Raw genomic sequence first — 24,044 nt, forward strand, 5'->3', positions numbered from 1 at the left:
CAATCACCACCGACCCCACACCGGCATCCGAGGCGCAACCCCATCAGAACGCGTTCACAACCTCACGGGGCAATACAGCTAGCCGCGCCGACGCACACGCACGCGCTCGACTGAGGCACTGCGGCGCACATCTCTAGCGGGTCAAGCTAACGCTTGGCCCGCTGAGTTGTATGGAGTGTGCAAAACGCGGCGGTCGGGCGCGCAAGATTCTCGTGCCCTCCCACGGGGAAATGGCGAGTGTCGGTGGCCCGTCTTAGCGTGGAGGCACCCCAAACGTTGCAAAGGAGCATCCGTGTCTGACATCAGCATCAACGATCCGGAACTCGACGAGCCGGTCGCTCTCGAGCAGAGCCGAATCGATGTCGGCTGGCTGTCGCAGCAGCTGCTCGGCACCTGGCCGGAGGAGCGCTTGCGCGCCAGGGCCAACTCGGCAAGGCCGGAGCTGTGGCGCGATCCCACGTTGGCGATGCCGGAGCACCGCGACCGTGTCATGGGCCAGCTGCGCATCCTCGTCGAGGAAGGGGCCGTCAACCTCGCCTTCCCGAAGCGCCTCGGCGGCGCCGAGAACCACGGCGGCAACATCGCCGCGTTTGAGGAACTCGTGGTTGCCGACCCGAGCCTGCAGATCAAGGCCGGCGTGCAGTGGGGACTCTTCGGGTCCGCGGTCATGCACCTCGGTACCGACTACCACCACGACACGTTCCTGCCTGGCATCATGAGCCTCGAGGTGCCGGGCGTCTACGCGATGACCGAGACGGGGCACGGTTCTGACGTCGCCTCGATCGGCACCACGGCGACCTACGACGAGGGCACGCAGGAGTGGGTCATCAACACCCCGTTCCGCGGAGCCTGGAAGGACTACCTCGGCAACGCCGCACTGCACGGCAAGGCGGCGGTCGTCTTCGCGCAACTGATCACGAAGCACGTCAAGCACGGCGTGCACGCCTTCTACGTGCCGATCCGCGACGAGGCGGGGCAGTTCCTGCCCGGTATCGGCGGCGAGGACGACGGCGTCAAGGGCGGCCTCAACGGCATCGACAACGGGCGACTGCACTTCACCGACGTGCGCGTGCCCAGGCGCAACCTGCTCAACCGCTACGGCGACGTCGCCGAAGATGGCACCTACACCTCGCCAATCAAGAGCCCGGGTCGACGGTTTTTCACGATGCTCGGCACGCTCGTGCAGGGACGCGTCTCGCTGGACGGCGCCTCCGTCGCGGCCTCGAAGGTCGCGCTGAAGATCGCCGTCACCTACGCCAACGAGCGTCGCCAGTTCGCGGGCGGCGACGGCGAAGAAACCGTGTTGCTCGATTACGGGATGCACCAGAAGCGCCTCATCCCGCGCCTCGCGACCACCTTCGCGCTGAGCTTCGCGCACGAGAACCTGCTCAAGCAGTTCCACGGTGTCTTCTCCGGCGAACTCGACACCCCAGAGAACCGGGAAGACCTCGAGACCCTCGCCGCGGCACTGAAGCCGCTCTCCACCTGGCATGGCATCAACACCCTGCAGGAAGCCCGCGAGGCCTGCGGCGGCGCCGGCTTCCTCGCCGAGAACCGCATCACGCAGCTTCGCCACGACCTCGACATCTACACGACCTTCGAGGGCGACAACCACGTGCTGCTGCAGCTCGTCGGCAAGCGGCTCCTCAGCGACTACGCCGAACAGTTCAAGGGCGCCGACCGCGGAGAGGTGACGCGCATCATCGCCGAGCAGACCGCCGAGCGCATCTTCTCCGGATCGGGTCTGCGCGGCATCGGGCAGATCGTCATCGATCGGGGCAGCCGCGCCCGCTCGGTCGGCTGGCTACGCCAGCCAGCCACGCAACACGAGCTGCTCACCGCACGCGTCGAGACGCTCGTCTCCGAGATCGCGGCGAAGCTTCGCAACGCGAAGAAGCTCTCAAAGCCGGAGGCCGCGGCGCTCTTCAACCGCAACCAGCCGACCCTCATCGAAGCAGCCCGGGCACACGGCCAGTTGCTGCAGTGGGAAGCCTTCACCGACGCGATCGCGACGATGCCGGAAGGCAAGACCCGGCAAGTGCTCACCTGGCTGCGCGACCTCTTCGGCCTCGGGCTGATCGAGGAGAACCTGGCCTGGTACCTCATGTCAGGCCGCCTTTCGGTGCCGCGCGCGCAGGCCGTCAGCGCCTACCGAGAACGACTCATCGCCCGCCTGCGCCCGCACGCCGCCGACCTCGTGGACGCCTTCGGGTACGGGCCAGAGCACATCCGCGCATCCATCGCCTCCGGGGCTGAGCGCGAGCGGCAAGACGAAGCACGCGCCTACGTGCGAGCCCAGCGGGAGTCTGGCAACGCGCCGGTCGAGGAGAAGGCGATGCGCGCCGAAGAGAAGCTCAAGGAACAGAAAGCCGGTGCGAACGCCTGAGGTGACCCGAAGCGGAACGCCGTCGCGGCGGCGTTCCGCTCTCGTTTCTTCCGGTCAGGTTCGGACGAGCGTCGACGTGATGAAGTAGTCACCCGACTGCGCGCTGTAGGCCATCGTGTTCGGGTCGAGCGCGTCGAGGGTGATCGACACATTGTCGAAGCAGTTGTTCTCGCTGCCCATCCGCTCGAGTACGACCATGCGGCCCTCGCTGCGACTGGTCTGCGACCAGGTGCCAGTGCAGGGCAACTCCGGGTAGGTCGCCGTCGCGGAGACGACCCCGTCGACATCCGAGATCGCGACCGTCACCGAGTACGGATGCCGGTCGCCCGAGATCTGCCCCACCCAGGTTCCCGTGAAGCTCGTCGTGGGAGCGGGCACCGGGACCGATGGTGCAGCCGGTGCAGGGGCGGCTGGCTGCGAGCCAGCCGGAGCGACGGCCGGTTCCGAGGGCACCGCGACCGGGTTCTCCTGCGCGACCTCAGCTCGAACGAACGCGCCCGAGGCCACCGCGTAGCCGGCAAAACCGCCACCCACGAGCAGGATCACGGCGAGCGCGATCGCCGCGATGAGCCACGGATTCAACCTCGACGCGGGCGGCTTCCCGTTCGGGTCGGCGGGCAGGTGCGGGTCGGGCTCATTCGAGGCAGAGATCATCTCCGGCTCCTCTGGTCGACGGTGGGCTCACTCTAGCCACCGTCTTCCGTGTCCCGCTCCTCCGGACATCCCCGGGCAGGCAGCGATCTCCGGTGCGGAGGTGGGTGGCGCCGCGCGGGGCGCGCATCCTGCGCTCGAAGCTCAGACTTCTCTGGTTGAGTAGACCTTTGCCGTCAGGCGTCACGCGGACCAGACGGGTGTCGCCGCGATGCCCGCCAGGCACCGCAAGTGCGCGGCCCACCCCCGAGGTCCGCGAGTCAAGGAGAACGCCGCAGTATGACCGCTGAAGCCCGACGTGCCGTCGCGATCATCGGCAGCGGCCCCTCCGCCTGCTACACGGCGCAGGCGCTGCTCAAGCTCCGACGCGACGTCGACGTCGCCATGTTCGAGCGCCTCCCCGTGCCGTACGGGCTCATCCGCTACGGCGTCGCGCCAGACCACATCGGCACGAAGGCCGTCACCCGACAGTTCGACCGGCTCTTCACCAAGTCGGGGGTGCGGTTCCTCGGCAACGTCGACGTCGGGCGCGACGTGGACTTCGAGACCGTGCGTGGTGCGTTCGACGCGACCGTCGTCGCGACCGGACTGCACGCGGATGCGCGCCTCCAGCTGCCGGGGTTCGAGCACGAGCGCGTCATCGGCGCCGGACGCTTCATGCGCATCCTCAACCAGCATCCCGGCGACGACGTCGCCCTGCCGAGGCTCGGGACTCGAGCCGCCGTCGTGGGCAACGGGAACGTGGCGATCGACGTCGTACGGCTCCTCGCGAAGCAGGAAAGCGACTTCGAAGGCTCGGATGTGCACTCGCCGCTGCTGAGCGACGCGACGGGTGACCTGCGGGTGATCGAGGTGCTCGGACGTGCAGCCGTCGACGACGCCAGGTTCACGCCCTCGCTGCTCGCCGAGCTCGGCCGCATCGACGGCGTCCGGGTCGAAGCGTTCGGCGTCGCAGCCGAGCAGCTCGTCGACCGCGAGCAACGGTCTGGACAGGCGGCCGCGCTCGCGGGACTCCTCGAACGGACTCAGCCGGAGCGCCCGCGCATCACCGTTCGGCTCCGCTTCGGCGTCGCGCCAGTCGCGCTCGCCGAAGACCACGGACGCCTGAAGCTCTCCGTGGCAGGCCCCGGTACATCGGCCGCCAACGCAGCGTCGACGAGCGCCGAACCCGCATCCATCGAGGTCGACTCCGTCATCACCGCGGTCGGCTTCCACCGCGGCGACGCCCACCTGCTGCACGCGCTGCTCGGCGACGAGCAGGACGTCTTCGCGGCAGGCTGGGCGAGGCGAGGCCCACAGGGCACCATCGCCGAGAGCCGCGCCGAAGGGCAGACCGTCGCGCGCGAGGTCGACAGCTGGCTCGCATCCGCCGCCCCGAAACCAGAGGGGGAGCGGGCAGCACTGCTCGACCGCCTCACCGCGACCTCCGTGAGCTTCGCCGAATGGAGCGCCATCGACGAGCACGAGCAGCGGCGAGCCGCGCCAGGTCGCGTGCGAGCCAAAGAACAAGACACGCAGACCCTGCTGCGCATCGCGCGCAGCGCGGCCACAATGGGCGAAGACCCCCACCCAGAGAGCAACACCTAGGAGCAGTACATGAGCATTGTCATCCTCTACGGCACCGAGTCGGGAAACGCCGAACTCGTCGCGGGCGACCTCGCCGACGCAATGCCGGACCGCGACGTCACGGTCGAAGACATGTCGGTCTTCGAGCCTGAGGAGCTCGAGGAAGGCACCTTCTACCTGTTCGTCTGCTCCACCCACGGCGACGGAGAGCTGCCAAGCGGAGCCCTGCCCTTCTGGGAAGAGCTCGACGCCATCCGGCCCGCGCTCGACGGCTACCGGTACGCCATGTTCGGGATGGGCGACACCAACTACTCCGACACCTACAGCCAGGGCAGCGAGCACATCGACCGGCTCATGACCGAACTCGGCGCGCAGCGGGTCGGCGAGTACGGGCGGCACGACGCCAGCTCGCGCCAGACCGCGAGCGACGCCGCGCTCGCCTGGCTGCCGGGACTCCTCGCCGCCGTCGAGACCGCCGGCATCGACGCGTAGGCAAGGCCCCGGGAGGAGATCGCGCCTGAGCGGGGCCTGGTCAACATCTCGATCACGGCAAGCCCCTGTCCGCCAACCGCGATTCGCGCGTAGTGCGAGTAGATTTCCCCCATGACTTTCAACGAGAACGCGAAGCTCGACACGAGCGGAGTGCAGAAGCGTGGTCGCGGCGGCAGGACCGCCGCGATCGGGGGCGGCTCGATCGGCCTGCTCATCGTGGCGTTCCTCGCGTCACAGTTCCTCGGCGTCGACCTGACGGGGCTCGTTCCGGGTGTCGACCAGGGCCAGCAGGCGCAGGAGCAGGTCGAGGGCGGCGGTCTCGAGCAGTGCCAGACCGGTGCGGATGCGAACGCGCAGATCGAGTGCCGCATGGTCGGCGTACAGAACTCGCTCGCCGACTTCTGGGAGACGGAGAGCGCCGTCGTCGGCGTCACCTACGAAGAGCCCGGCTTCATCCTCTACGAGGGGCAGACGAGCTCGGCGTGCGGCACCGCATCCAACGCCGTCGGACCGTTCTACTGCCCGGGCGACTCCTCGATGTACGTCGACACCTCGTTCTTCCAGCTGCTCACCTCGCAGCTCGGCGCGCAGGAAGGGCCGCTCGCCGAGATGTACGTCGTCGCGCACGAGTGGGGCCACCACATCCAGCACCAGATGGGCGTCTTCGACACCACGAACCGCACCGACACCGGGCCGACCTCCGACGGCGTGCGCATCGAGCTGCAAGCCGACTGCTTCGCCGGCTCCTGGCTCGGCGCCGCCGCGACCACCGAGACCGCCGACGGCGTCACGCTCCTCGAGCCGCCCACACGCGAGCAGGTTAACGTCGCCCTGTCGGCCGCCTCTGCGGTCGGCGACGACCACATCCAGGGACAGCAGGGGCAGGTGAACCCCGAATCCTTCACGCATGGCACCAGTGAGCAGCGCGTCAACTGGTTCGTCACCGGCTACGAGCAGGGCACGCAGGCCTGCGACACGTTCGCCGTGAGCGGCAGCGACCTGTAGCTGCGCGGGAGCGCACCGCGCGGCGCGGCCTGCGTGCGGCGCGGCCTGCGTGCGGTGCGCCCTGCGCCGTGTTCTTCGAACACGCGCAAAGTTGTGGACAAGTGTTGCTCGTCCGTTGGCGAGCAGCACTTGTCCACAACTCTGTTGCCTAGGGCGTGACGGGCACCGGGGCACGCGCGTGGCCAACTTGCGGGACGGATGCGCCGCGCGGGGTGCCCCGGGTGCATTCAGCAGGCAGTTTCTCCCGGAAGTTGGTCAACGACGCGCGGGTCAGGCAGGCCCCGGGGCTGCCGCGGCGGCTCTCCGCGCGGGCTAGAACTCCTCGTGCACGTCCGGGTCCTGGTCCCAGATGCGTCCGCGCTCGAGCGCGGAGAGCGCATCCACTTCCGCCTGCTCCAGCTGGAAGTCGAAGATGTCGAGGTTCTTCGCCTGACGCTCCGCGGAGCGCGACTTCGGGATAGGCACCGAGCCGAGTTCGATGTGCCACCGGAGGATCGCCTGGGCGGGCGACACCTCGTGCGCCGCCGCGATCTCGGCAACCACGGGGTGCTCGAGCAGTTCGCCGCGCCCGAGTGGACTCCACGCCTCAGTCACGATGCCGTGTTCGGCGTGGAAGGCGCGCAGCTCGGCCTGCGGGAAGAACGGATGCAGCTCCACCTGGTTGACGGCGGGCGTCACGCCCGTGGCGTCGGCGATCTTCGACAGGTGCTCCGGTGTGAAGTTCGAGACGCCGATGGAGCGCACCCGGCCGTCCTTCTGCAGCTGCACGAGCGCCCGCCACGTGTCGACGTATTTCTCGAGCCGCGGCAGTGGCCAGTGGATGAGCAGCAGGTCGAGCTGCTCGAGACCGAGCCGCGAGATCGACTCGTCGAAGCCGGCGAGTGTCTCGTCGTAGCCGTGGAATCTGCCGGGGATCTTGCTGGTCACGACGATCTCGGATCGTGGGACGTCGGACGCGCGGATGCCCCGACCGACGGCCTCTTCGTTGTCGTAGCTGATGGCGGTGTCGAGGAGCCGGTAGCCGAGGGCGAGGGCTTCGTGCGTGGGCTCGGCCGAGTCCTCGCCGGCGTGCGGGTAGGTGCCAAAGCCGATCGCGGGAATCGTGGTGCCGTCGTTGAGCCCGAGTTCGGGAACGTTGCTGGTCACTGTTCACCTTCCGTCGTTTGTGAGAACAACGCGAGCTTAGGGCTGGCGTCCGGGAGGTTTCCGACCGTGACAGCGTGGGTCGTCGGCGGTCTGCCGACGTCTGTCGCGGGCTACCGTGGTCTGACACGGGCCGCATCGTGCTCTGTGCGACGCAGTCAGCGCGGGCGCGAGGGGCGCCGTACCTCAGCCAGTGCATCCGAAATGGCATCGCGCAGCGCGGCCGGCGGCTCCTCGCGGGTCGCCAGCACAACTTCCCTGGTGAGTGTCGTGGGCTCGATCGGCAGGAACGTGACGGCCTCATCGCGCCAGCTCGCGACCGACGCGGGGATGACGGCGACAAGCTGGCCCGCCGCGACCATCCCGAGGATCGCGGGGTAGTCGTCGGAGCGCATCCCGGTGCTCGCTTCGAACCCGGTCCGCCTGCACAGCTCCCGCGTGGCCTCGTCGATGGTGTCGCCACCGGATGCGCCGAACGCCCACCGTTCCTGCCGGAGCTCGCTGAAGTCGCTGACGACGCGTGCCTGGTGTGACGAGGTGCGCTGGTGCGCGGTCGCGGCGAGCGGATGCTCGCGGTGCACGGCGAGGTAGAGCGGCTCGGCGAAGAGCAGCTCGCTGGTGATCTCGGAGGAGAGCGGCGTTGGCAGCTCCGATGCCTGAAAGAGGATCGCAGCGTCGAGTCGCCCCTGCTCGAGCTGTCGACCGAGGCGTTCGCACTCATCGAGGGTGAGCTCGAGACTCAGCTGGTGCCGCTCCACGCCTCGCAGGATGGCTGGCACGACGATTGCGCCGAGCGTGGGGAAGATGCCGAAGCGGATCAGACGCCGCTCGTCTGCGATCCACGCGTCGAGCTCGGCGAACGCCCGGCGGCCGCCTTCGAGGAGCTGTCTGGCGCGGACGGCGAACACGAGTCCGGCCTGCGTCGGGGTACTTCCGCGCGGTCCTCGGTCGAGCAGCTTGGTGCCGGCCTGCCGCTCGAGGCTCCTGAGATGGTGGTCGACGGTCGGATGGCTCCAGCCGAGCGCTGCCGCTGCGGCCGCGACGGATCCTTCCGCGAGCACCGCGTCGAAGGCGGCGAGTCCGCGGAAGTCGGGCAGATCTGCGGTGCTTCGCTGGGTCACAGTTGCAGTCTAGGGCTGAAGCCATCACGCCAAGCTGTCATTCTCTCTTGCAATCAGAGATGCCACGATGGACACATGACGCACGCACCCGAGTTCCCGACCTTCGCCTTTGACGACGCCGAGGAAGACCTCGGCTCATTGACGTCGCAGGGCACCTCGGCGACCGTGCGGGCGCAACAACAGCCTGTCGATGTCGATGGAGGTACCGCCGGTGCCCCGTACGCTGCTGCCCTCGCCGTTCACGCGGCTCGCGACTCCACGGCCTTCCTGGTGCCAGGCCACGGCGCCGAGGCGAGCGGACTCGGCCTCGGGCAGGCTGAGTACTTCGGCGAGCGCGTGCTGGAACTCGACGTGACACCCCTCCTCGACGGCATCGACCTCGGCGACGGCTCGCCGCGCGAGCAGGCCGAGCGCCTCGCCGCCGACGCCTGGGGAGCATCCCGAACCTGGTTCCTTACCGGTGGATCCTCGATGGGCAACCGCATGGCCGCGCTCGCCGCGCGCGGGCTGGGAGAGGGGGTGCTCATGCAGCGCAGCGCGCATTCGAGCTTCGTCGACGGCATCATCCTCGGCGGCTCCACGCCCAGCTTCGTGCTGCCCGAGGTCGACCTCGAGCACGGCATCGCGCACGGGGTCACTCCGCGCTCCGTTGCGGATGCGCTTGCCGAGCGCCGCGCATCCGGTGCCGGCGATGTCGCCGCCGTCTACATCGTCTCGCCGAGCTACTTCGGGGCCGTCGCCGACGTCGCCGGCATCGCCGAGGTTGTCCACGACGCGGGCGCCGCGCTCATCGTCGATGCGGCCTGGGGAGCTCACTTCGGGTTCCTTCCCGAGCTGCCCGACTCCCCGGTCCGCCTGGGCGCCGACCTCGTCGTGACCAGCACGCACAAGCTCACCTCGTCGCTCTCCCAGAGCGCCCTCGTGCACCTCGGGCACGGCCCCATGGCTCGCGCCCTCGAACCGCACGTCGAGCGCGCCCACCGCATGACCGCATCCACCAGCGAGAGCTCGCTGCTGCTCGCGTCGCTCGACCTCGACCGTCGCGACCTCGTCGAACGCCGCGACCTGCTCGAGACCTCGCTCGAGCGTGTGCTCGCCGCGAGGCAGCTGTTCCGCGCCGACGGGCGCTTCCCGGTCGTCTCCGACGGCTTCGACGAGTACGCCTCGACGGTCGCCATCGATCCGTTCCGGATCCCGCTCGACATCCGTGCGACGGGCCTCGACGGGCACACGGTGCGGTTACGCCTCGCCCGCGAGTTCGGGGTCATGGTCGAGATGGCGACCGTGAGCTGCATCGTCGCCGTGATCGGCATCGGCAAGACGCCGGATGCACGCATCCTCCTCGACGCGCTCGCCGAGATCGCGGCCGACTCGACCGTGCAAGACGCGTCGACGGCTTCGCCCGGTTCGGCAGTTGTCATTCCGCCGATGCCCGGCCCGGGCGCCATGCGCATCCGGCCGCGCGCGGCCTACCTGGCCGACGCCGAGACAGTGCCGTGGGCGGAAGCGATCGGACGCATTTCGGCGGACTCGCTCGCCGCCTACCCGCCCGGCATCCCCAACGTGCTGCCGGGGGAGGAGATCACGGTCGAGGTCGTGGAGTTCCTCCGTGCCTCGGCGGCCGCTGGCAGCCACGTGCGCGGCGCTGTGGACAGCGCCGTCTCAGCGTTCCGAGTCGTCGCCGAGTAGCCGAGCGCCGCTGCGTCGGCTCGACGCCGGGTCGCTGCGCCGCTGCGCCGGGTCGCCGCCGCGAGCTTCGCAGCGCGGGGTGGTTCGTGGCGGGCTGTGGCGCGGTCGGTGTCCATTGAGAGTGCAGAATCGCCGCTGACGGGTGCGGAAATGCCACTCTGCGCCCGAAATTGCACTTTCGTTGGTCACGGAGTGTTTGTCCCCGCCGAAGCTAGCCGCGCCCGGCGTCGTTCGGGCCGCCGTCGTCGAGGATCAGCTGCAGGAAGACGACGTCGAGCCAGCGCCCGAACTTGGTGCCAACCTGGTCAAGCCGTCCGGCGTGCGTGAATCCGAGGCGTTCGTGCAGTGCGATCGACGCGGCGTTGTCTGCATCGATGGCGGCAACCAGTGCGTGCTTACCCGCAGCTCGCGCGTGGTCGATGACGGCACGCACGAGCGCTTTACCGAGCCCGTTTCCGCGTGCTGAGCTGCGCAGGTACACGGCGTGCTCCACGGTGTGGCGGTAGCCGTCGAATGGCCGGAAGTCGCCGTAGGTGGCATAGCCGAGCACCGCGCCTGCGGCGTTGACGGTGACGAGTACGGGGTTCCCCGCGGCGGTCTGCCTGGCGAGCCACTCGAGGCGGTTGTTGTCGTCGACGGGTGACGCGTTCCAGCTGACGGTCGTCGTCAGAATGTCCTCGTTGTAGATCTCGGTGATCGCGGGGATGTCGTCGACGGTGGCGTCGCGGATGGTCGTGGTCACTCGGCCAGTATCTCGCAGTGGGGAGGGTGAAGGCGGTGTCTGGTTCGTCGGCCCTGCCCCGTTCAGGCGGGTGCGGTGCCGGTCGAACCGCGCACGGCGAGGCTCGTCGCGACCCGCTGCACGCGCTGGAGCTGCACGGGATGCTGCATGCGTTCGAGCAGGAGCGTGCCGGCTTGCACGCCGATCGCGAAGTTGCCCGTGTCGACCGAGGTGAGCGACACGACCTGGAACTGTGCGAGCGGCGAGTTGTCGTAGCCGGCGACGGACAGGTCGGTCGGTACGCGCAGGCCGAGGGTGTGAGCGACGGAGAGGACGCCGATCGCTGAGGCGTCGTTGAAGGCGAAGATCGCGGTGACGCGTTCGCGGGCGGGGGCGGCGAGGAGTCGCCCTGCGGCCGCGTGCGCGCTCTCCTCGCTCATGCCGCCGGCTTCGAGGACGGCGGTCGATGCGGTGCCGGCCTCGGCCATGGCGCGGAGGAAGCCCTGTTCGCGGAGTTCGCTGATGCGACCTGGCCCGCGCAGGTAGGCGATGCGCGTGTGTCCGAGGTCGAGGAGATGTCGTGTGACCTGATGGGCGCCGGCTTCGTCGTCGTTGGTGACGATGTCGACGGAGGGCAGGTCGGGGTCGAGTGTGCCGGCGAGGACGATCGGCACGTCGTCGGCGATCTTGGCGATGGCCGCAGTCTCGGAGGTCGTGCCGATCACGATGATCCCGTCGACGCCTTGCTGCGTGAGCGCGTCGAGCGAGCGTCGCCCGATGCGCTGGTCGGTGCGGCTGTCGGCGAGGAGGGTCGCGTAGCCGGCGGCGTGCAGGGTCGCGGATGCTCCTTCGAGCAGCTCCACGAACCACGGGTTGCGGAGGTCGTTGACGAGGAGGCCGACGGTGTGCGTCTTTGTCTGCGAGAGCCCGCGGGCGTGCGCGTTCGGTCGGTAGCCGAGTTCTGCGATGGCGGCGAGCACGGCTGCCCGGCGGGAGTCGCTCACGTGTGGCGCGTCTCTCAGGACCAATGAGACGAGTGATTTCGAGACACCGGCGCGTTCGGCGACGTCCCGGATGGTGACGGGCGCCGAGGGCGGTTTTCCGGTGTCGCTCATGCGGTCGCTTCCTGGTTCTGCGGCGGGTGGAGTCACCAGCGTATGGCCTTTTCTGCCGACGTGTGGAACTATTTGCACCGATCTATATTTGTCCAAAGTGTCCGTTGAGCACACAGGGACGCAACAACCGATGAGGATGGCATGAGCACACGGAACGCGCGCCAGTTGAGCGCAGGAATGGTCGGCGGCGGCGTTGGCGCCGACATTGGCAAGACGCATCGCTTCGGGATGCGCATGGACGACCGCTACTCGCTGAACGCGGGCGTCTTCGGCCGTGACCGCGAGCAGTCCGCGGGTGTCGCCGCATCCCTCGGGGTTGACCCCGCGCGCACGTACGCGGGCTACGAGGAGATGGCCGAAGCCGAGTCGGCCCGCGAGGACGGCATCGATGTCGCAATCGTCGCGACCCCGAACGACAGCCACTTCGACGTCGCCAAGGCGTTTCTCGAGCGGGGCATCCATGTCGTCTGCGAGAAGCCGCTCACGCAGAGCTCGAAGGCCGCGCGCGAGCTCGTCGACCTGGCCGTGGCCAACCACGTGATCCTCGCCGTGCCGCACTGCTACTCCGCGTACCCGATGGTGCGTGAGGCTGCCCGCATGGTGAGCGACGGACGCCTGGGTCGCCTCACCTTCGTCGACGTTGAGCACGCCTCGGGCTGGGCGGCGACGCCCCTTGAGGCAACGGGCCACAAGCAGGCGAGCTGGCGAACGGACCCAGACGTTGCCGGCTTCCCGAGTGTCGTCGGCGACCTTGGCACGCACGGCTACCACCTGGCTCGCTACATCACGGGGCTCGAGGCTGAGCAGGTCTCCGCCCAGCTGCACACGTTCGTCCCCGGGCGGAAGGTCTTCGACAACGCGACGGTGGCGCTTCGACTCAGCGATGAGGTCCCTGGGCGACTCTGGGCGAGCATGGCTGCGACGGGCCACAATCACGGCCTGCGCATCCGCGTCTTCGGCGATCAGGGCAGTCTCGAGTGGCAGCACGAGGATCCGCACCACCTTGTGTTCCAGGATCTGGAGGGCACGACGACGATCTTCACGCACGGCCTCGCGTCGCTCTCGGAGGACTCCGCGCGGCTCACCCGGGTCGGCCTCGGCCACCCGGAGGGTTTCCTGGAGGCGTTCGGTAACTTCTACCGCGATCTCGCCGACGAGCTCGAGGCGAGGCGGGATGCGCGCCCGTCGACGGTGCGCGAGCTGTCGTTCCCCACGGGGGTCGACGGGCTCATCGGCGTGCAGTTCGTCGAGGCGGTCGCGGCGTCGCACGCGGCGGATGCGGCGTGGACGGTGCCGGCGAGTGTCGCCGACCGCGATGCCGAGGTCGCGGCGGCGGACGCCGAGCTGCGCGAAGTCGGAGGGAACTGAGATGCAGAGGTTCGCGCTCATCGGCGCCGGGTTCATCGGGGCCGTTCATGCTCAGAGTCTCGCCGCCAACCCCGACGTGAACTTCCGCTTCGTCTACGACGTCGACCAGGCGCGGGCTGGGCGGCTCGCGGCGTCGCACGGCGCGGCGGTCGCAGCCACGCTCGACGAGGTCTTCGACGCGGCGCAGGTCGACGCGGTGCTCATCGCGTCGTCGACGAACATGCACTCCGAGCATCTGCGTCTGGCGGCAGACGCTGGCATCGCAGCGCTCTGCGAGAAGCCCATCGACCTCGACCTGGAACGGGCCCGCGAGACCGTCGCCTACGTCGAGGCGACGGGCATCACGGCCATGGTCGACTTCAATCGCCGCTTCGACCGCGACTACGCCGAGTTGAAGCGCACGGTCGATGCGGGCGAGATCGGCGCTGTCGAGCTCCTCCAGCTCTCGAGCCGGGGGCCCTCCATGCCGCCGCTGGAGTACATTGCGGTCTCGGGTGGGCAGATGCGCGACCAGACAGTGCACTTCTTCGACCTGGCGACCTGGATCACCGGGCTGGATGCGGTGTCCGTCTTCGCGAGCGGTAGCGCGCTCGCAGAGCCGCGCGTCGCCGAGTATGGCGACGTCGACACGTCGATCGCGACCGTGCGCCTGGCGAGCGGCGCGCTGGTGCAGATCGACAGCATCCGCCGCTCCGGCTACGGCTACGACGAGCGCATCGAGGTGTTCGGATCGACGGGGCTGGTCGAGGCCAAGCGCCACCGTGCGGGCCAGGTCGCGAGGTACGGGCGCGGCACCGTGACAGAGTCGGGGATGCACGCTGGCTGGTTCGAGCGGGTGCAGCCGACCTACGCGGCAGCGCTCGCGGAGTTTGTCGGCGCGCTCGAGGGGCGCCGCGTGCCGTCACCGTCGCTGCGCGAAGCGCTTCGCGCGCAGGCCATCGCGGAGGCTGCGACGAGGTCGCTGGCCAGCGGTCGCGAGGAGCTCGTGACGTACTGAACGGCGTCGAACGGATGCTGTGGAGCGGCGGGCGGCCGGGTGCGGTCGCCCGCCGTTTCGTGTCGAGACCGAGTCGAGATCTTCGTCTCGCAGAAAAGTATTTGCTTAATACACCTGTTGAGCTATTGTCATGACAAGCCAGAAACGTGCTCGTTGATCTCGGACAAGGATGACCGAGCGGGCACACGTGAGTCTCTCGGAAATCGCGCCCCCACGCGACACCCGACAGGCGCACACCTGGCGTCGTCACGACATTCAAAGGAGTTTTCGTGAAGAAGAAACGTCTCATGTACGGCCTGGCGGCACTCGCGATGGTGCCCGTCTTCGCGCTCACCGCCTGCTCATCCGCTGGCGGACGTGACACCGGGACCGCCGACGCAGCGGCTGCCCCCGGCGTTGCGGACACGCCGTCCATCAAGATCGCGATGATCACGCACGCCGCCCCGGGCGACACCTTCTGGGATATCGTGCGCAAGGGTGCAGAGACTGCTGCCGCGAAGGACAATGTCGAGCTGCTCTACTCGTCGGACCCGCAGGCGCCGAATCAGGCGCAGCTAATCCAACAAGCGATCGATCAGGGTGTCGATGGTATCGCCGTCACGATCGCCAAGGGCGACGCGCTCGAGGACTCCATCAAGTCTGCGGTCGATGCTGGCATCCCTGTCGTGGCTTTCAACGGCGGGAGCAAGGAGGCCTTTGAGTTCGGTGCCTTCACGTACATCGGTCAGGACGAGGTGGTCGCGGGCCAGGCGGCTGGCGACAAAATCAACGAGCTCGGCTACACGAAGCCGCTATGCATCATCCAGGAGCAGGGACACGTCGGTCTCGAAGCGCGCTGCGCCGGCATCAAGGAAAAGGTGCCAGGCACCGAGATCCTGTACGTCACCGGAACCGACATGACGCAGGTTAAGTCGACGATTTCCGCGAAGCTGCAGTCGACGCCGGACACCGATGTTGTCATCGGCCTCGGTGCTCCCTTCACGCTCACAGCTATCGACTCTGTCTCGGAGACCGGCTCCAACGCGAAGGTCGCCTCGTTCGACCTCAATGCGGACCTCGCGCAAGCGATTGTGGACGGGGACGTCGCTTTCACGGTCGACCAGCAGCCCTACCTCCAGGGATACATGGCAGTCGACTCGCTCTGGTTGCAGAACAACGGTGAGTTCGCGCTCGGCGGCGGCAAGCCCGTGCTCACTGGTCCGACGATCATCGACGAGAGTAACGCGGCAGTTGTTCTCGAAGAGGCCAAGAAGGGCATCCGCTAACCAGCGAACCGTGGTCGGGACGGTCGCCAACGCGGCTGTCCCGGCCCCTCACAAGGAAGTGCAGTCATGGTTCAGACTTCAACACCAACCTCAGCATCCCCGCGGTCGCCGAAGACCGGTTCGGCTCCCGTCACTCTTGATGAACGAGTGGGCAAACGGTCGCCGCTCTCCGTCATCCTCGGACGACCTGAGATGGGGGCCGTCGTTGGCGCCATCGTCGTCTTCGTGTTCTTCGCAATTGCGGCACCCGTCTTCACCCAGGTCACGTCTCTCGCCACCGTCCTCTACGGCGCATCCACTATCGGCATCATGGCCGTCGGCGTCTCGCTGCTCATGATCGGCGGCGAGTTCGACCTCTCCGCCGGCGTCGCCGTGATCTCCTCGGCGCTCACCGCTTCGCTCTTCAGCTGGTACTTCGCGACCAACGTGTGGGTCGGCGTGCTCATGGGGCTCGCCTTCGCCCTGGCTGTCGGCTTCATCAACGGCTGGCTACTCATTAAGACGAAGCTGCCGTCGTTCATCGTGACGCTGGCTTCGTTCCTCATGCTCACGGGCCTCAACCTGGGCATTACTCGCCTCGTCGGAGGAGGCGTCTCCAGTCCTGCGATCGCCGACATGGACGGGTTTGCTTCGGCCAAGGCGATCTTCGCGAGCGAGTTGCCCATCTTTGGGGTCAACGTGAATGTCACCGTCTTCATCTGGATCGCCCTGGTGCTTGTGGCCACGTTCATCCTCATGCGTACCAAGATCGGCAACTGGATCTTCGCCGTTGGCGGCGACGAGAACGCGGCCCGCGCCGTCGGCGTGCCGGTTACGGCGACGAAGATCGGTCTCTTCATGGGCGTCGGCTTCTGCGCCTGGATTCTCGGCATGCACAACCTCTTCGCCTTCAATGTCGTGCAGTCGGGCGAGGGCATCGGCAACGAGTTCCTCTACATCATCGCGGCCGTGATCGGCGGCTGCCTCCTCACCGGCGGCTACGGCTCGGCGATCGGCGGCGCGATCGGCGCCCTGATCTTCGGCATGGCCAACAAGGGCATTGTCTACGCCCAGTGGAACCCCGACTGGTTCAAGTTCTTCCTCGGCCTCATGCTGCTGCTGGCCACGATCGTGAACCTCGTCGTCAAGAAGAGGGCGGAGCAGAAGTAATGGCAACGAACCAGGCAATAGCAGCGGATGCGACGCGTTCCGGTGGCGTCGAAGGCGCACACCTCATCTCGCTCCGCGACGCGGGCAAGCGCTACGGCAACATCCTCGCCCTGCAACACGTCGACATGGACGTCGATCCCGGCAAGGTCACCTGCGTGCTCGGCGACAACGGCGCCGGCAAGTCGACGCTCATCAAGATCATCGCCGGGCGCCACGAGCACACCGACGGCGAGTTCCTCATCGAGGGCGAACCCGTCACGCTCAAGTCGCCGCGCGAAGCGCTCGAGCGCGGCATCGCGGCGGTCTACCAAGACCTCGCGGTCGTGCCGCTCATGCCGATCTGGCGCAACTTCTTCCTCGGCTCCGAGCTCACAAAGGGCTTCGGGCCCTTCAAGAGCCTCGACGTCGAGCAGATGAAGGCCATCACCAAAAAGGAACTGCTCGACATGGGCATCGACCTTCGCGACGTCGACCAGCCCATCGGGCAGCTCTCGGGCGGCGAGCGCCAGTGTGTCGCCATCGCACGTGCCGTGTACTTCGGCGCGAAGGCGCTCATCCTCGACGAGCCGACCGCCGCGCTCGGCGTGAAGCAGTCCGGCGTGGTGCTGCGCTACATCCTCGCGGCCCGCGACCGCGGGCTCGGCGTGATCTTCATCACCCACAACCCGCACCACGCGTTCCCCGTCGGCGACAGCTTCCTCCTCCTCAAGCGAGGCAAGTCGATCGGCTACTATGACAAGGCCGACATCACCCTCGACGAGCTCACCGCGCAGATGGCCGGCGGCGCGGAACTCGAAGAGCTCGCGCACGAGCTCGAGCAGCTCGGCGGCTACACGCAGGACATCGCGGTCATTCGCGAAGTCGAGGAGGACATCCCCGAGGTGCACGCCAAGTAGGGCGAGCATCCCGTGGGCAGTGCCACTCAATGCAAGACGCGGCCGGCACCCGGATAGGGGCCGGCCGCGTCTGCAGTGTTAGGTCAGCGGCGCGTGGTCGCGAAGGGGCCGTGGTCGCGGTCGACGACCTCCTTGCCGAGCGGGGAGAGGGAGATCGGGATCATCTTGAAGTCGGCGATGCCCATCGGAATGCCGATGATCGTGACGCAGAGCGCGATGCCCGACACGATGTGGCCGATCGCCAGCCACCAGCCGGCGAGGATGAACCAGATCACGTTGCCGACGAACGAGAAGGCGCCGGCGCTCGGCTTCGAGACCACGTCGCGACCGAAGGGCCAGAGTGCGTAGAGGCCGATGCGGAAGGAGGCGATGGCCCAGGGGATGGTGATGATCGGGATGCAGAGCAGGACTCCGGCGAGCATGTAGCCGCAGAAGAGCCAAAAGCCCGACAGTACGAGCCAGATGATGTTGAGGAGTGTGCGCATGCGTCAAGCATGCCGGAACTCGCGATGTATCGCGTCATGCTCGAGAGTGACTTTCTTTGTCCCTATGTCATGACAAATTGACGCCAAGTGACTATGCTCGCCGTAGGCGGTGCACCACGTCGCAGTGGCTCCCGCTCCCGCAGTGCTTCCGCATCCGTCCACGTACAACGAGGTCACCATGAGTTCCCCCACCACGACGCCCTACATCGGCCAGTCTGCCGAGGAAATCCTGCAGGTTCTGCGCTCCGAGGAGTCCGAGCTCGACTTCCCGAGCTTCACGCTCGAAGACGCGTGGCAGGTGGGCACCTGGCTCCGGCACGAATCGATCGTGCGCGGGCACAGCGTCGCCATCTCGGTCGTGCTCGGCGGGCAGCGGGCGTTCCACGCGGCCACACCTGGATCGTCGGCGCTGAACGACGCCTGGCTCGCGCGCAAATTCCGGGTCGTCGAGCACTTCGGACACTCAACGCTCGCGGTCCGCTACACCTACGAGGCCAATGGCGAGAACTTCGCCACCGACTCGCTGCTCGACCCCCGCGAGTACGCGGCGGCTGGTGGCGGCTTCCCGATCCGCATCGGCGGCACGCTCGCCGGCGCCGTCGGCGTCAGTGGCCTGGAGATGCACGACGACCACGCCCTCGTCGTCGAAGCCCTCCGCGTGCACCGCATCCTCTCGTAGTCGTCGCGTGACTTCACGGGTTGCCGCATCGCCACGGGCGGTGGCCTGCCATTCCGCCTTTCCCAGCCGGCGCTACTGGTCGGCGACGGCGTCGAGCACGTCGTCGGCGTAGCGCTCGAGCTTCGCGGCTCCGACGCCAGAGATTGCGGCGAGCTGCGCGTGCTGGCGGGGCTTGACCTCGGCGATGGCAGCGAGCGTCGCATCCGTGAAGACGATGTAGGCCGGTACCCCCTGCTCCTTCGCCGTCTCCGCACGCCAGGCACGCAGCCGCTCGAAGACCTCGCGCTGCGACTCGGTCAGCGAAGCCGCGGCCGCGCTGCCACCGCCTGAACGCCCCGAGTACTCGCCGCGGCTGCGGCGCCCGCTCGCCCCGGAGGTTCGCGCCGGCTCCTTGCGGAACATCAGCTGTCGCTCCCCGCGCAGCACCGGACCTGCCTCGCTCGTCAGCGCAAGCACGCCGTACTCGCCGCGAACGGCGAGCACGCCAGCGGCCAGCAACTGGCGGACGACCCCACGCCACTCGGTCTCGCTCAGGTCCTTCCCGATGCCGAACGTCGAGAGCTCGTCGTGCTTCCACTGCGTGATCTTCTCGGTGGTCTTGCCAATGAGGATGTCGATGAGCTGTCCGGCTCCGAAGGCCTGACCGTTCCGCTCCCGATCGAGTCGGAGCACCGTCGAGAGAAGCTTCTGGGCGGCGATCGTGCCATCCCACGAGGCGGGCGGCGAGAGGCACGTGTCGCAGTTGCCGCACGGCTCGCTGAGCTGCCCAAAGTAGGCCAGCAGCTGCACGCGCCGACACGTGACGGTCTCGCAGAGCGCGAGCATCGCATCCAGATGCTGGCTCTGAGCCCGCTTGCGCTGCGAATCGCCCTCGCCCTCCGCGATCATGCGACGCTGCTGCACCACATCCTGCAGGCCGTAGGCGAGCCAGGCGGTGGATGGCAGGCCGTCGCGGCCCGCGCGTCCGGTCTCCTGGTAGTAGCCCTCGATGCTTTTCGGTAGGTCGAGGTGCGCGACGAAGCGCACGTCGGGCTTGTCGATGCCCATGCCGAACGCGATCGTCGCCACCATGACCACCCCGTCTTCGCGGAGGAACCTCGACTGGTGCCTCGCCCGCGTCTCGGCGGGCATGCCCGCGTGATAGGCGAGCGCGTTGACGCCCTGGTCGCGCAGCCACCCGGCGATGTTCTCGACCGACTTCCGGCTGAGGCAGTAGACGACGCCGGCGTCACCGGCATGCTCGCTTTGGATGAGGCGCAGCAGCTGGGCCTTCGGGGTCTGCTTCGGGGAGATGCGGTACTGGATGTTCGGGCGGTCGAAGCTCGCGACAAACACCTTCGCATCGTCGAGGACGAGTCGCTCGACGATCTCCTGGCGGGTCTCGCTGGTGGCCGTCGCGGTGAGCGCGATGCGCGGGACGCCCGGCCACCGCTCGGCGATCATCGACAGGTTCAGGTAGTCGGGTCGGAAGTCGTGCCCCCACTGAGCGACGCAGTGGGCCTCGTCGATCGCGAACAGCGAGATCTGGGTGCGGCTCAGCAGATCGGCCGCGACCGGCAACCGCTCTGGTGCGAGGTAGATGAGGTCGAGCTCGCCCGCAAGCAGCTGCCGCTCCACCTCGCGGCGCTCATCGATCGACTGCGTCGAGTTCAAGTACGCGGCGCGCACGCCGAGCTGCTCCAAGGCTCCGACCTGGTCGTGCATGAGCGCGATGAGAGGTGAAATGACCACCCCGGTGCCCTGGCGCACGAGGGCGGGCACCTGGTAGCAGAGGCTCTTGCCGCCGCCCGTGGGCATGAGCACGACGGCATCGTCGCCAGCGCACAGCCGCTCAATGATCTGGGCCTGATCGCCACGGAAATCGTCGTACCCGAACACCTCCCGCAGCACGTGCTGCGCGCGCTCGAGCAAAGTCCCTGACTCGGAGGGGGCTTCTGTCTCGTGCGTTGCGACCATGCAAGCAACCCTAGGCGCGACCACGGACATTCGCATGGCCCTCCACAGGCCACGGCGCGTGCATCCCACCGCCAACTCTCCGCGGCTCGGGAGTCACCGTTCGCGAGCTACGAGGTGCCCCGGATGCGCGACACCGGCGGGTAGTAGCGGAACCCCGGAATGAACAGCGGCGGCGAGGTGACGCGCGCCTTGCGGCGGGGGAGCGTATGGCCGAACGGGTCAGCGAGAGCTGACATGTGCTGCTGCTCGACCTGCAGCTGCGCGTTCATGCTCGGCTGCGACGCGAGGGGCGTCGAGCCGTTGCGGGTGTGCGCGCGACGTCGGGGGCTGTTCACACTCCGCTCCCATCGCCGGTAGTCCAAACGTGCTGCTCTGCTCGCAGTCGGGGGTGGCCCCACGCTAGCGAGAATCACCGCGCGGCGCGCCGGAGGCGATGGGGAGAACTGCCCGTCGAGCCATCGGTTGGCGAGCCGCACCGGGGGTCGATAGGTGAATGCACCTGGCGAATGCGCGAGCCTCCCGACCGAGCAGTCGGATTAGCCGCGGTCGACCGTAAGGCCAGCCCCAGCCCACTCGGACATGCCACCGAGCACGTTCACGACCGGCTTGCCCTGCTGCTCGAGGTACGCAGCCGCGCGCTCGCTGCGCACACCCGCGGCGCAGATCAAGTACACGGGGCCGTCCTCCGGCACCTCGTCGACGCGGTCGACGAGCTCGCTGAGCGGCACGTTGCTCGCCCAGGGGATGCGCACGGCCGAGAACTCGTCGGTCTCACGAACGTCGATAACGGTGGCCTGCTCGCCGAGCTCCGCGAGCCCCTTGATGTCGATGGTCTGCACGTGTCCTCCTGCTGCGGTGGATCGGCCCGACGGAAGTGCGGGTCGCTCAACCACGGTACTTGAGCGCGCGCAGACATGGACCGCTGGCGGGCGCTTCCACGCGTCTCGTGCACCGTGTGTCCGCGGAGCCCTCCTCGTCTCGCGGTGCGGACTGTCGAGAAACTTGGCAATCTCCTGGGTGGGGGTGTATCTTCACCCAAGGTAAGCCTTACCTGGCCTACTACGCATGGACGCCTGGGCTATGGCTGGCCCTCACGCCCGCCAGCCCCTCTTCCCGACACCCCAGGACTCCAGCATGCTCGGCTCTCTCCTCATCGGCCTCCGCGAAGGCCTCGAAGCGGCGCTCGTCGTCGGCATCCTCATCGCCTACGCCAAACGCATCCGGCGCCCCGACATCGTCCGCCGCATCTGGATCGGCGTCGCCTTCGCGATCATCGCGTCGCTCGCGCTCGGCGCCGTGCTCACCTTCGGCGCGTACGGCCTCTCGTTCCAAGCCCAGGAAATCATCGGCGGCAGCCTCTCGCTCGTCGCCGTCGCGATGGTCACGTGGATGGTGTTCTGGATGCTGCAGGTCTCGAACACCCTGAAACACGAGCTTGAAGGGCAGATCGACCGGCACCTCGAAGGCAGCGGATGGGGCATCGTCGCGGTCGCCTTCGTCTCCGTTGCGAGGGAAGGGCTCGAGACCGCCCTCTTCGTCTGGTCGACCACCCGAGCGGGGGACGGCTGGGTGCTCGGGTTCCTCGGCGCGATCGTCGGCCTCCTCCTCGCCGTGGGCCTCGCGTGGGGCCTCTTCCGCGGCGTCGTCCGCATCAACCTCTCCACCTTCTTCACCTGGACCGGCGCGATCCTCATCGTCTTCGCGGCAGGCATCGTCGCCTACGCGATCCACGACCTGCAGGAAGCAGCGGTGTTCCCCGGGCCCTTCGTCGCGGCCCCCGAAAGCGCCTCCGCCGCCGCCCAGGCCTGGTTCGGCGAGAACGCCTGGGCGTTCCGAATCCCCAAAGTCATCCCGCCAGACGGGCTCCTCGGAGCGCTCCTCAAAGGCACCATCGGCTTCACGCCGGAGATGACGAAGCTCGAGCTCATCGCCTACTTCGCCTACCTCATCCCGACCGCCACGCTCTTCGCGATCCGCACCAGAGCAGGCCGTCCGAAGCCGGCCACCACATCCTCACCACAGCCAGCGGCGACAGCCGCCCACTGAGTCCGCGCCCACGCAGAAGGAACCCCATGCACTTCAAGCCAATCGCCGCAGGCCTGCTCTCGGCCGCAGCCCTCGTGACCCTCACCGGCTGCGTGCCCAACGCACCCGCCAACTCCGCCTCCGCACTCGCCGTCTCGAGCACCGAAGACAACTGCACGGTCTCAGGCGCATCCGCCGCCAGCGGGCCCATCACCTTCGACGTCACCAACGACGGCGAACGCGTCACCGAGTTCTACCTGCTCGCCGACGACGGCCTGCGCATCATCGGCGAAGTCGAGAACATCGCCCCGGGCACCAGCCGCCAGCTGTCCGTCGTCGCCCAGCCCGGCGACTACTTCACCGTCTGCAAGCCAGGCATGATCGGCGCCGGCATCGGGCAGACCGCGTTCCAGGTCTCCGGAGAAGCCGTCGCAGTCGCCGCCGACGACCAGGCCGCATACGACGAAGCCGTCACGAGCTACACCGCCTACCTCCGCAACCAGGTCGCCGAGCTCGTGCCCCTCGTCGAACAGCTCAGCGACGCCTACGCATCCGGTGACGACGCGAAGGCGCGCGAACTGTTCGCGGCAGCCCGCGTACCCTACGAGCGCATCGAACCCACCGCCGAAGCGTTCGGCGACCTCGACCCGAAGATCGACTACCGCGAGGTCGACGCCGTCGCCGAAGGCCTCGACTGGACCGGCTTCCACCGCATCGAGAAGGACCTCTGGCAGCCGCAGCCAGGCGACAAGAACTCGGACGACACCGACGCGTTCCTCGACTGGGCCCCGTCAACGCCCGAGGAGCGCACCGCCTACGCCGACCAGCTCGTCGCAGACATCCAGGAGCTCGCCGACCTCGTGAACAGCGCCGAGTTCGAGATCTCCATCGAGGACATCACGAACGGGGCGATCGGCCTGCTCGACGAAGTCGCCACCGGCAAGATCTCCGGCGAAGAGGACTGGTGGTCAGGCACCGACCTCAGCGACTTCAAGGCGAACGTCGAAGGTGCAGAGGTGGCCTTCGGCATCGTCCAAGACGTCGCTCGCTCCAAGGGAGCCGACGGGGCCGCGATCGCCGACTCCATCAGCACCGAGTTCACCGCCCTGGGCGACCTGCTCGGCAGCTACGGCAGCTACGAGGACGGGTTCACCAACTACCGCGACCTCACACCAGAGCAGGTCAAGGAGCTCTCGACGCAGGTCGACGCCCTTGCCGAGCCGCTCTCGCAGCTCACCACGACCGTGCTCGGGCTCCAGGGCTAGCCGTCCAGGCCTAGCCGCGGCCGCGTCGAGTCATGCTCGCAGTCAGAGTGACGTGGGGGCGCCCCGGGCC

22 protein-coding genes are annotated in these 24,044 nt (G+C 68.0%); 13 read left to right on the forward strand and 9 right to left on the reverse strand.

What is annotated here, in order from left to right:
* Positions 1–292 precede the first annotated feature (292 nt).
* A complete protein-coding gene (locus tag ACPYN9_RS11450) occupies positions 293–2,386 on the forward strand; it encodes an acyl-CoA dehydrogenase (RefSeq protein ID WP_424466660.1) in 2,094 nt (697 codons plus the stop codon).
* Between the two features lie 54 nt (positions 2,387–2,440).
* On the opposite strand, the gene ACPYN9_RS11455 is transcribed toward ACPYN9_RS11450, so the two are convergent.
* Positions 2,441–3,040 (reverse strand): hypothetical protein, encoded by a 600-nt coding sequence (locus ACPYN9_RS11455; protein WP_424466661.1) that lies wholly within the window; start codon positions 3,038–3,040, stop codon positions 2,441–2,443.
* A gap of 276 nt (positions 3,041–3,316) precedes the next feature.
* Between ACPYN9_RS11455 and ACPYN9_RS11460 the strand changes: the two genes are divergently transcribed.
* From ACPYN9_RS11460 to ypfJ, 3 genes are all read left to right on the forward strand, one after another.
* Entirely contained in the window at positions 3,317–4,624 is a 1,308-nt protein-coding gene (locus ACPYN9_RS11460) for an FAD-dependent oxidoreductase (protein ID WP_424466662.1), read from the forward strand.
* Between the two features lie 9 nt (positions 4,625–4,633).
* Positions 4,634–5,095, forward strand: coding sequence for a flavodoxin domain-containing protein (locus ACPYN9_RS11465; RefSeq protein ID WP_424466663.1), 462 nt, complete (start codon positions 4,634–4,636; stop codon positions 5,093–5,095).
* Positions 5,096–5,206: 111 nt separating this feature from the next.
* The gene (ypfJ, locus tag ACPYN9_RS11470; RefSeq protein WP_424466664.1) at positions 5,207–6,100 is read left to right on the forward strand and encodes a KPN_02809 family neutral zinc metallopeptidase; all 894 of its coding nucleotides are present in this window, start codon (positions 5,207–5,209) and stop codon (positions 6,098–6,100) included.
* Between the two features lie 312 nt (positions 6,101–6,412).
* On the opposite strand, the gene ACPYN9_RS11475 is transcribed toward ypfJ, so the two are convergent.
* Positions 6,413–7,246, reverse strand: a complete 834-nt coding sequence (locus ACPYN9_RS11475; RefSeq protein WP_424466665.1) for an aldo/keto reductase — start codon at positions 7,244–7,246, stop codon at positions 6,413–6,415.
* 155 nt (positions 7,247–7,401) lie between these two features.
* Entirely contained in the window at positions 7,402–8,364 is a 963-nt protein-coding gene (locus ACPYN9_RS11480; RefSeq protein ID WP_424466666.1) for a LysR family transcriptional regulator, read from the reverse strand.
* A gap of 75 nt (positions 8,365–8,439) precedes the next feature.
* Here ACPYN9_RS11480 and ACPYN9_RS11485 point away from each other — a divergent pair, with 75 nt between their 5' ends.
* Positions 8,440–10,053 carry an aminotransferase class I/II-fold pyridoxal phosphate-dependent enzyme gene (locus ACPYN9_RS11485; protein WP_424466667.1) on the forward strand — a complete coding sequence of 538 codons (1,614 nt, stop codon included), beginning with the start codon at positions 8,440–8,442 and terminating at the stop codon, positions 10,051–10,053.
* Positions 10,054–10,264: 211 nt separating this feature from the next.
* Here the strand turns inward: ACPYN9_RS11485 and ACPYN9_RS11490 are convergent, their stop codons facing one another.
* Both ACPYN9_RS11490 and ACPYN9_RS11495 read right to left on the reverse strand, forming a co-directional pair.
* The gene (locus ACPYN9_RS11490; RefSeq protein WP_424466668.1) at positions 10,265–10,795 is read right to left on the reverse strand and encodes an N-acetyltransferase family protein; all 531 of its coding nucleotides are present in this window, start codon (positions 10,793–10,795) and stop codon (positions 10,265–10,267) included.
* 62 nt (positions 10,796–10,857) lie between these two features.
* Complete coding sequence (locus ACPYN9_RS11495) at positions 10,858–11,889, reverse strand: LacI family DNA-binding transcriptional regulator (protein WP_424466669.1); 1,032 nt, start codon at positions 11,887–11,889, stop codon at positions 10,858–10,860.
* 141 nt (positions 11,890–12,030) lie between these two features.
* On the opposite strand from ACPYN9_RS11495, the gene ACPYN9_RS11500 reads away from it, so the two are divergent.
* The 5 genes from ACPYN9_RS11500 (at position 12,031) to ACPYN9_RS11520 (ending at position 17,564) form a co-directional block, all read left to right on the forward strand.
* The gene (locus ACPYN9_RS11500) at positions 12,031–13,257 is read left to right on the forward strand and encodes a Gfo/Idh/MocA family protein (protein ID WP_424466670.1); all 1,227 of its coding nucleotides are present in this window, start codon (positions 12,031–12,033) and stop codon (positions 13,255–13,257) included.
* 1 nt (position 13,258) lies between these two features.
* The gene (locus ACPYN9_RS11505; protein ID WP_424466671.1) at positions 13,259–14,254 is read left to right on the forward strand and encodes a Gfo/Idh/MocA family oxidoreductase; all 996 of its coding nucleotides are present in this window, start codon (positions 13,259–13,261) and stop codon (positions 14,252–14,254) included.
* Between the two features lie 287 nt (positions 14,255–14,541).
* Positions 14,542–15,519: a sugar ABC transporter substrate-binding protein gene (locus ACPYN9_RS11510; protein WP_424466760.1), complete on the forward strand. Its 978-nt coding sequence runs from the start codon at positions 14,542–14,544 to the stop codon at positions 15,517–15,519.
* Between the two features lie 66 nt (positions 15,520–15,585).
* Entirely contained in the window at positions 15,586–16,668 is a 1,083-nt protein-coding gene (locus ACPYN9_RS11515; protein WP_424466672.1) for an ABC transporter permease, read from the forward strand.
* Positions 16,668–17,564, forward strand: coding sequence for an ATP-binding cassette domain-containing protein (locus ACPYN9_RS11520; RefSeq protein WP_424466673.1), 897 nt, complete (start codon positions 16,668–16,670; stop codon positions 17,562–17,564). Before ACPYN9_RS11515 ends, ACPYN9_RS11520 begins: the two co-directional genes overlap by 1 nt.
* An 83-nt stretch (positions 17,565–17,647) precedes the next feature.
* Here the strand turns inward: ACPYN9_RS11520 and ACPYN9_RS11525 are convergent, their stop codons facing one another.
* Complete coding sequence (locus ACPYN9_RS11525; protein ID WP_424466674.1) at positions 17,648–18,049, reverse strand: YccF domain-containing protein; 402 nt, start codon at positions 18,047–18,049, stop codon at positions 17,648–17,650.
* A gap of 178 nt (positions 18,050–18,227) precedes the next feature.
* On the opposite strand from ACPYN9_RS11525, the gene ACPYN9_RS11530 reads away from it, so the two are divergent.
* Positions 18,228–18,728 carry a heme-degrading domain-containing protein gene (locus tag ACPYN9_RS11530; protein ID WP_424466675.1) on the forward strand — a complete coding sequence of 167 codons (501 nt, stop codon included), beginning with the start codon at positions 18,228–18,230 and terminating at the stop codon, positions 18,726–18,728.
* Between the two features lie 72 nt (positions 18,729–18,800).
* On the opposite strand, the gene recQ is transcribed toward ACPYN9_RS11530, so the two are convergent.
* The 3 genes from recQ to ACPYN9_RS11545 form a co-directional block, all read right to left on the reverse strand.
* Positions 18,801–20,684, reverse strand: coding sequence for a DNA helicase RecQ (gene recQ, locus ACPYN9_RS11535; RefSeq protein WP_424466676.1), 1,884 nt, complete (start codon positions 20,682–20,684; stop codon positions 18,801–18,803).
* A 107-nt stretch (positions 20,685–20,791) separates the two neighbouring features.
* The gene (locus ACPYN9_RS11540; RefSeq protein ID WP_424466677.1) at positions 20,792–21,019 is read right to left on the reverse strand and encodes a hypothetical protein; all 228 of its coding nucleotides are present in this window, start codon (positions 21,017–21,019) and stop codon (positions 20,792–20,794) included.
* A 201-nt stretch (positions 21,020–21,220) separates the two neighbouring features.
* A complete protein-coding gene (locus tag ACPYN9_RS11545) occupies positions 21,221–21,523 on the reverse strand; it encodes a rhodanese-like domain-containing protein (RefSeq protein ID WP_424466678.1) in 303 nt (100 codons plus the stop codon).
* 295 nt (positions 21,524–21,818) lie between these two features.
* Between ACPYN9_RS11545 and efeU the strand changes: the two genes are divergently transcribed.
* Positions 21,819–22,730, forward strand: a complete 912-nt coding sequence (gene efeU, locus ACPYN9_RS11550) for an iron uptake transporter permease EfeU (RefSeq protein ID WP_424466679.1) — start codon at positions 21,819–21,821, stop codon at positions 22,728–22,730.
* A 26-nt stretch (positions 22,731–22,756) separates the two neighbouring features.
* Complete coding sequence (gene efeO / locus ACPYN9_RS11555) at positions 22,757–23,974, forward strand: iron uptake system protein EfeO (RefSeq protein WP_424466680.1); 1,218 nt, start codon at positions 22,757–22,759, stop codon at positions 23,972–23,974.
* Positions 23,975–24,044: the final 70 nt, after the last annotated feature.

Origin of the sequence: Pseudoclavibacter helvolus, from assembly GCF_049707175.1 — a bacterium.
Classification (GTDB): domain Bacteria; phylum Actinomycetota; class Actinomycetes; order Actinomycetales; family Microbacteriaceae; genus Pseudoclavibacter; species Pseudoclavibacter helvolus_A.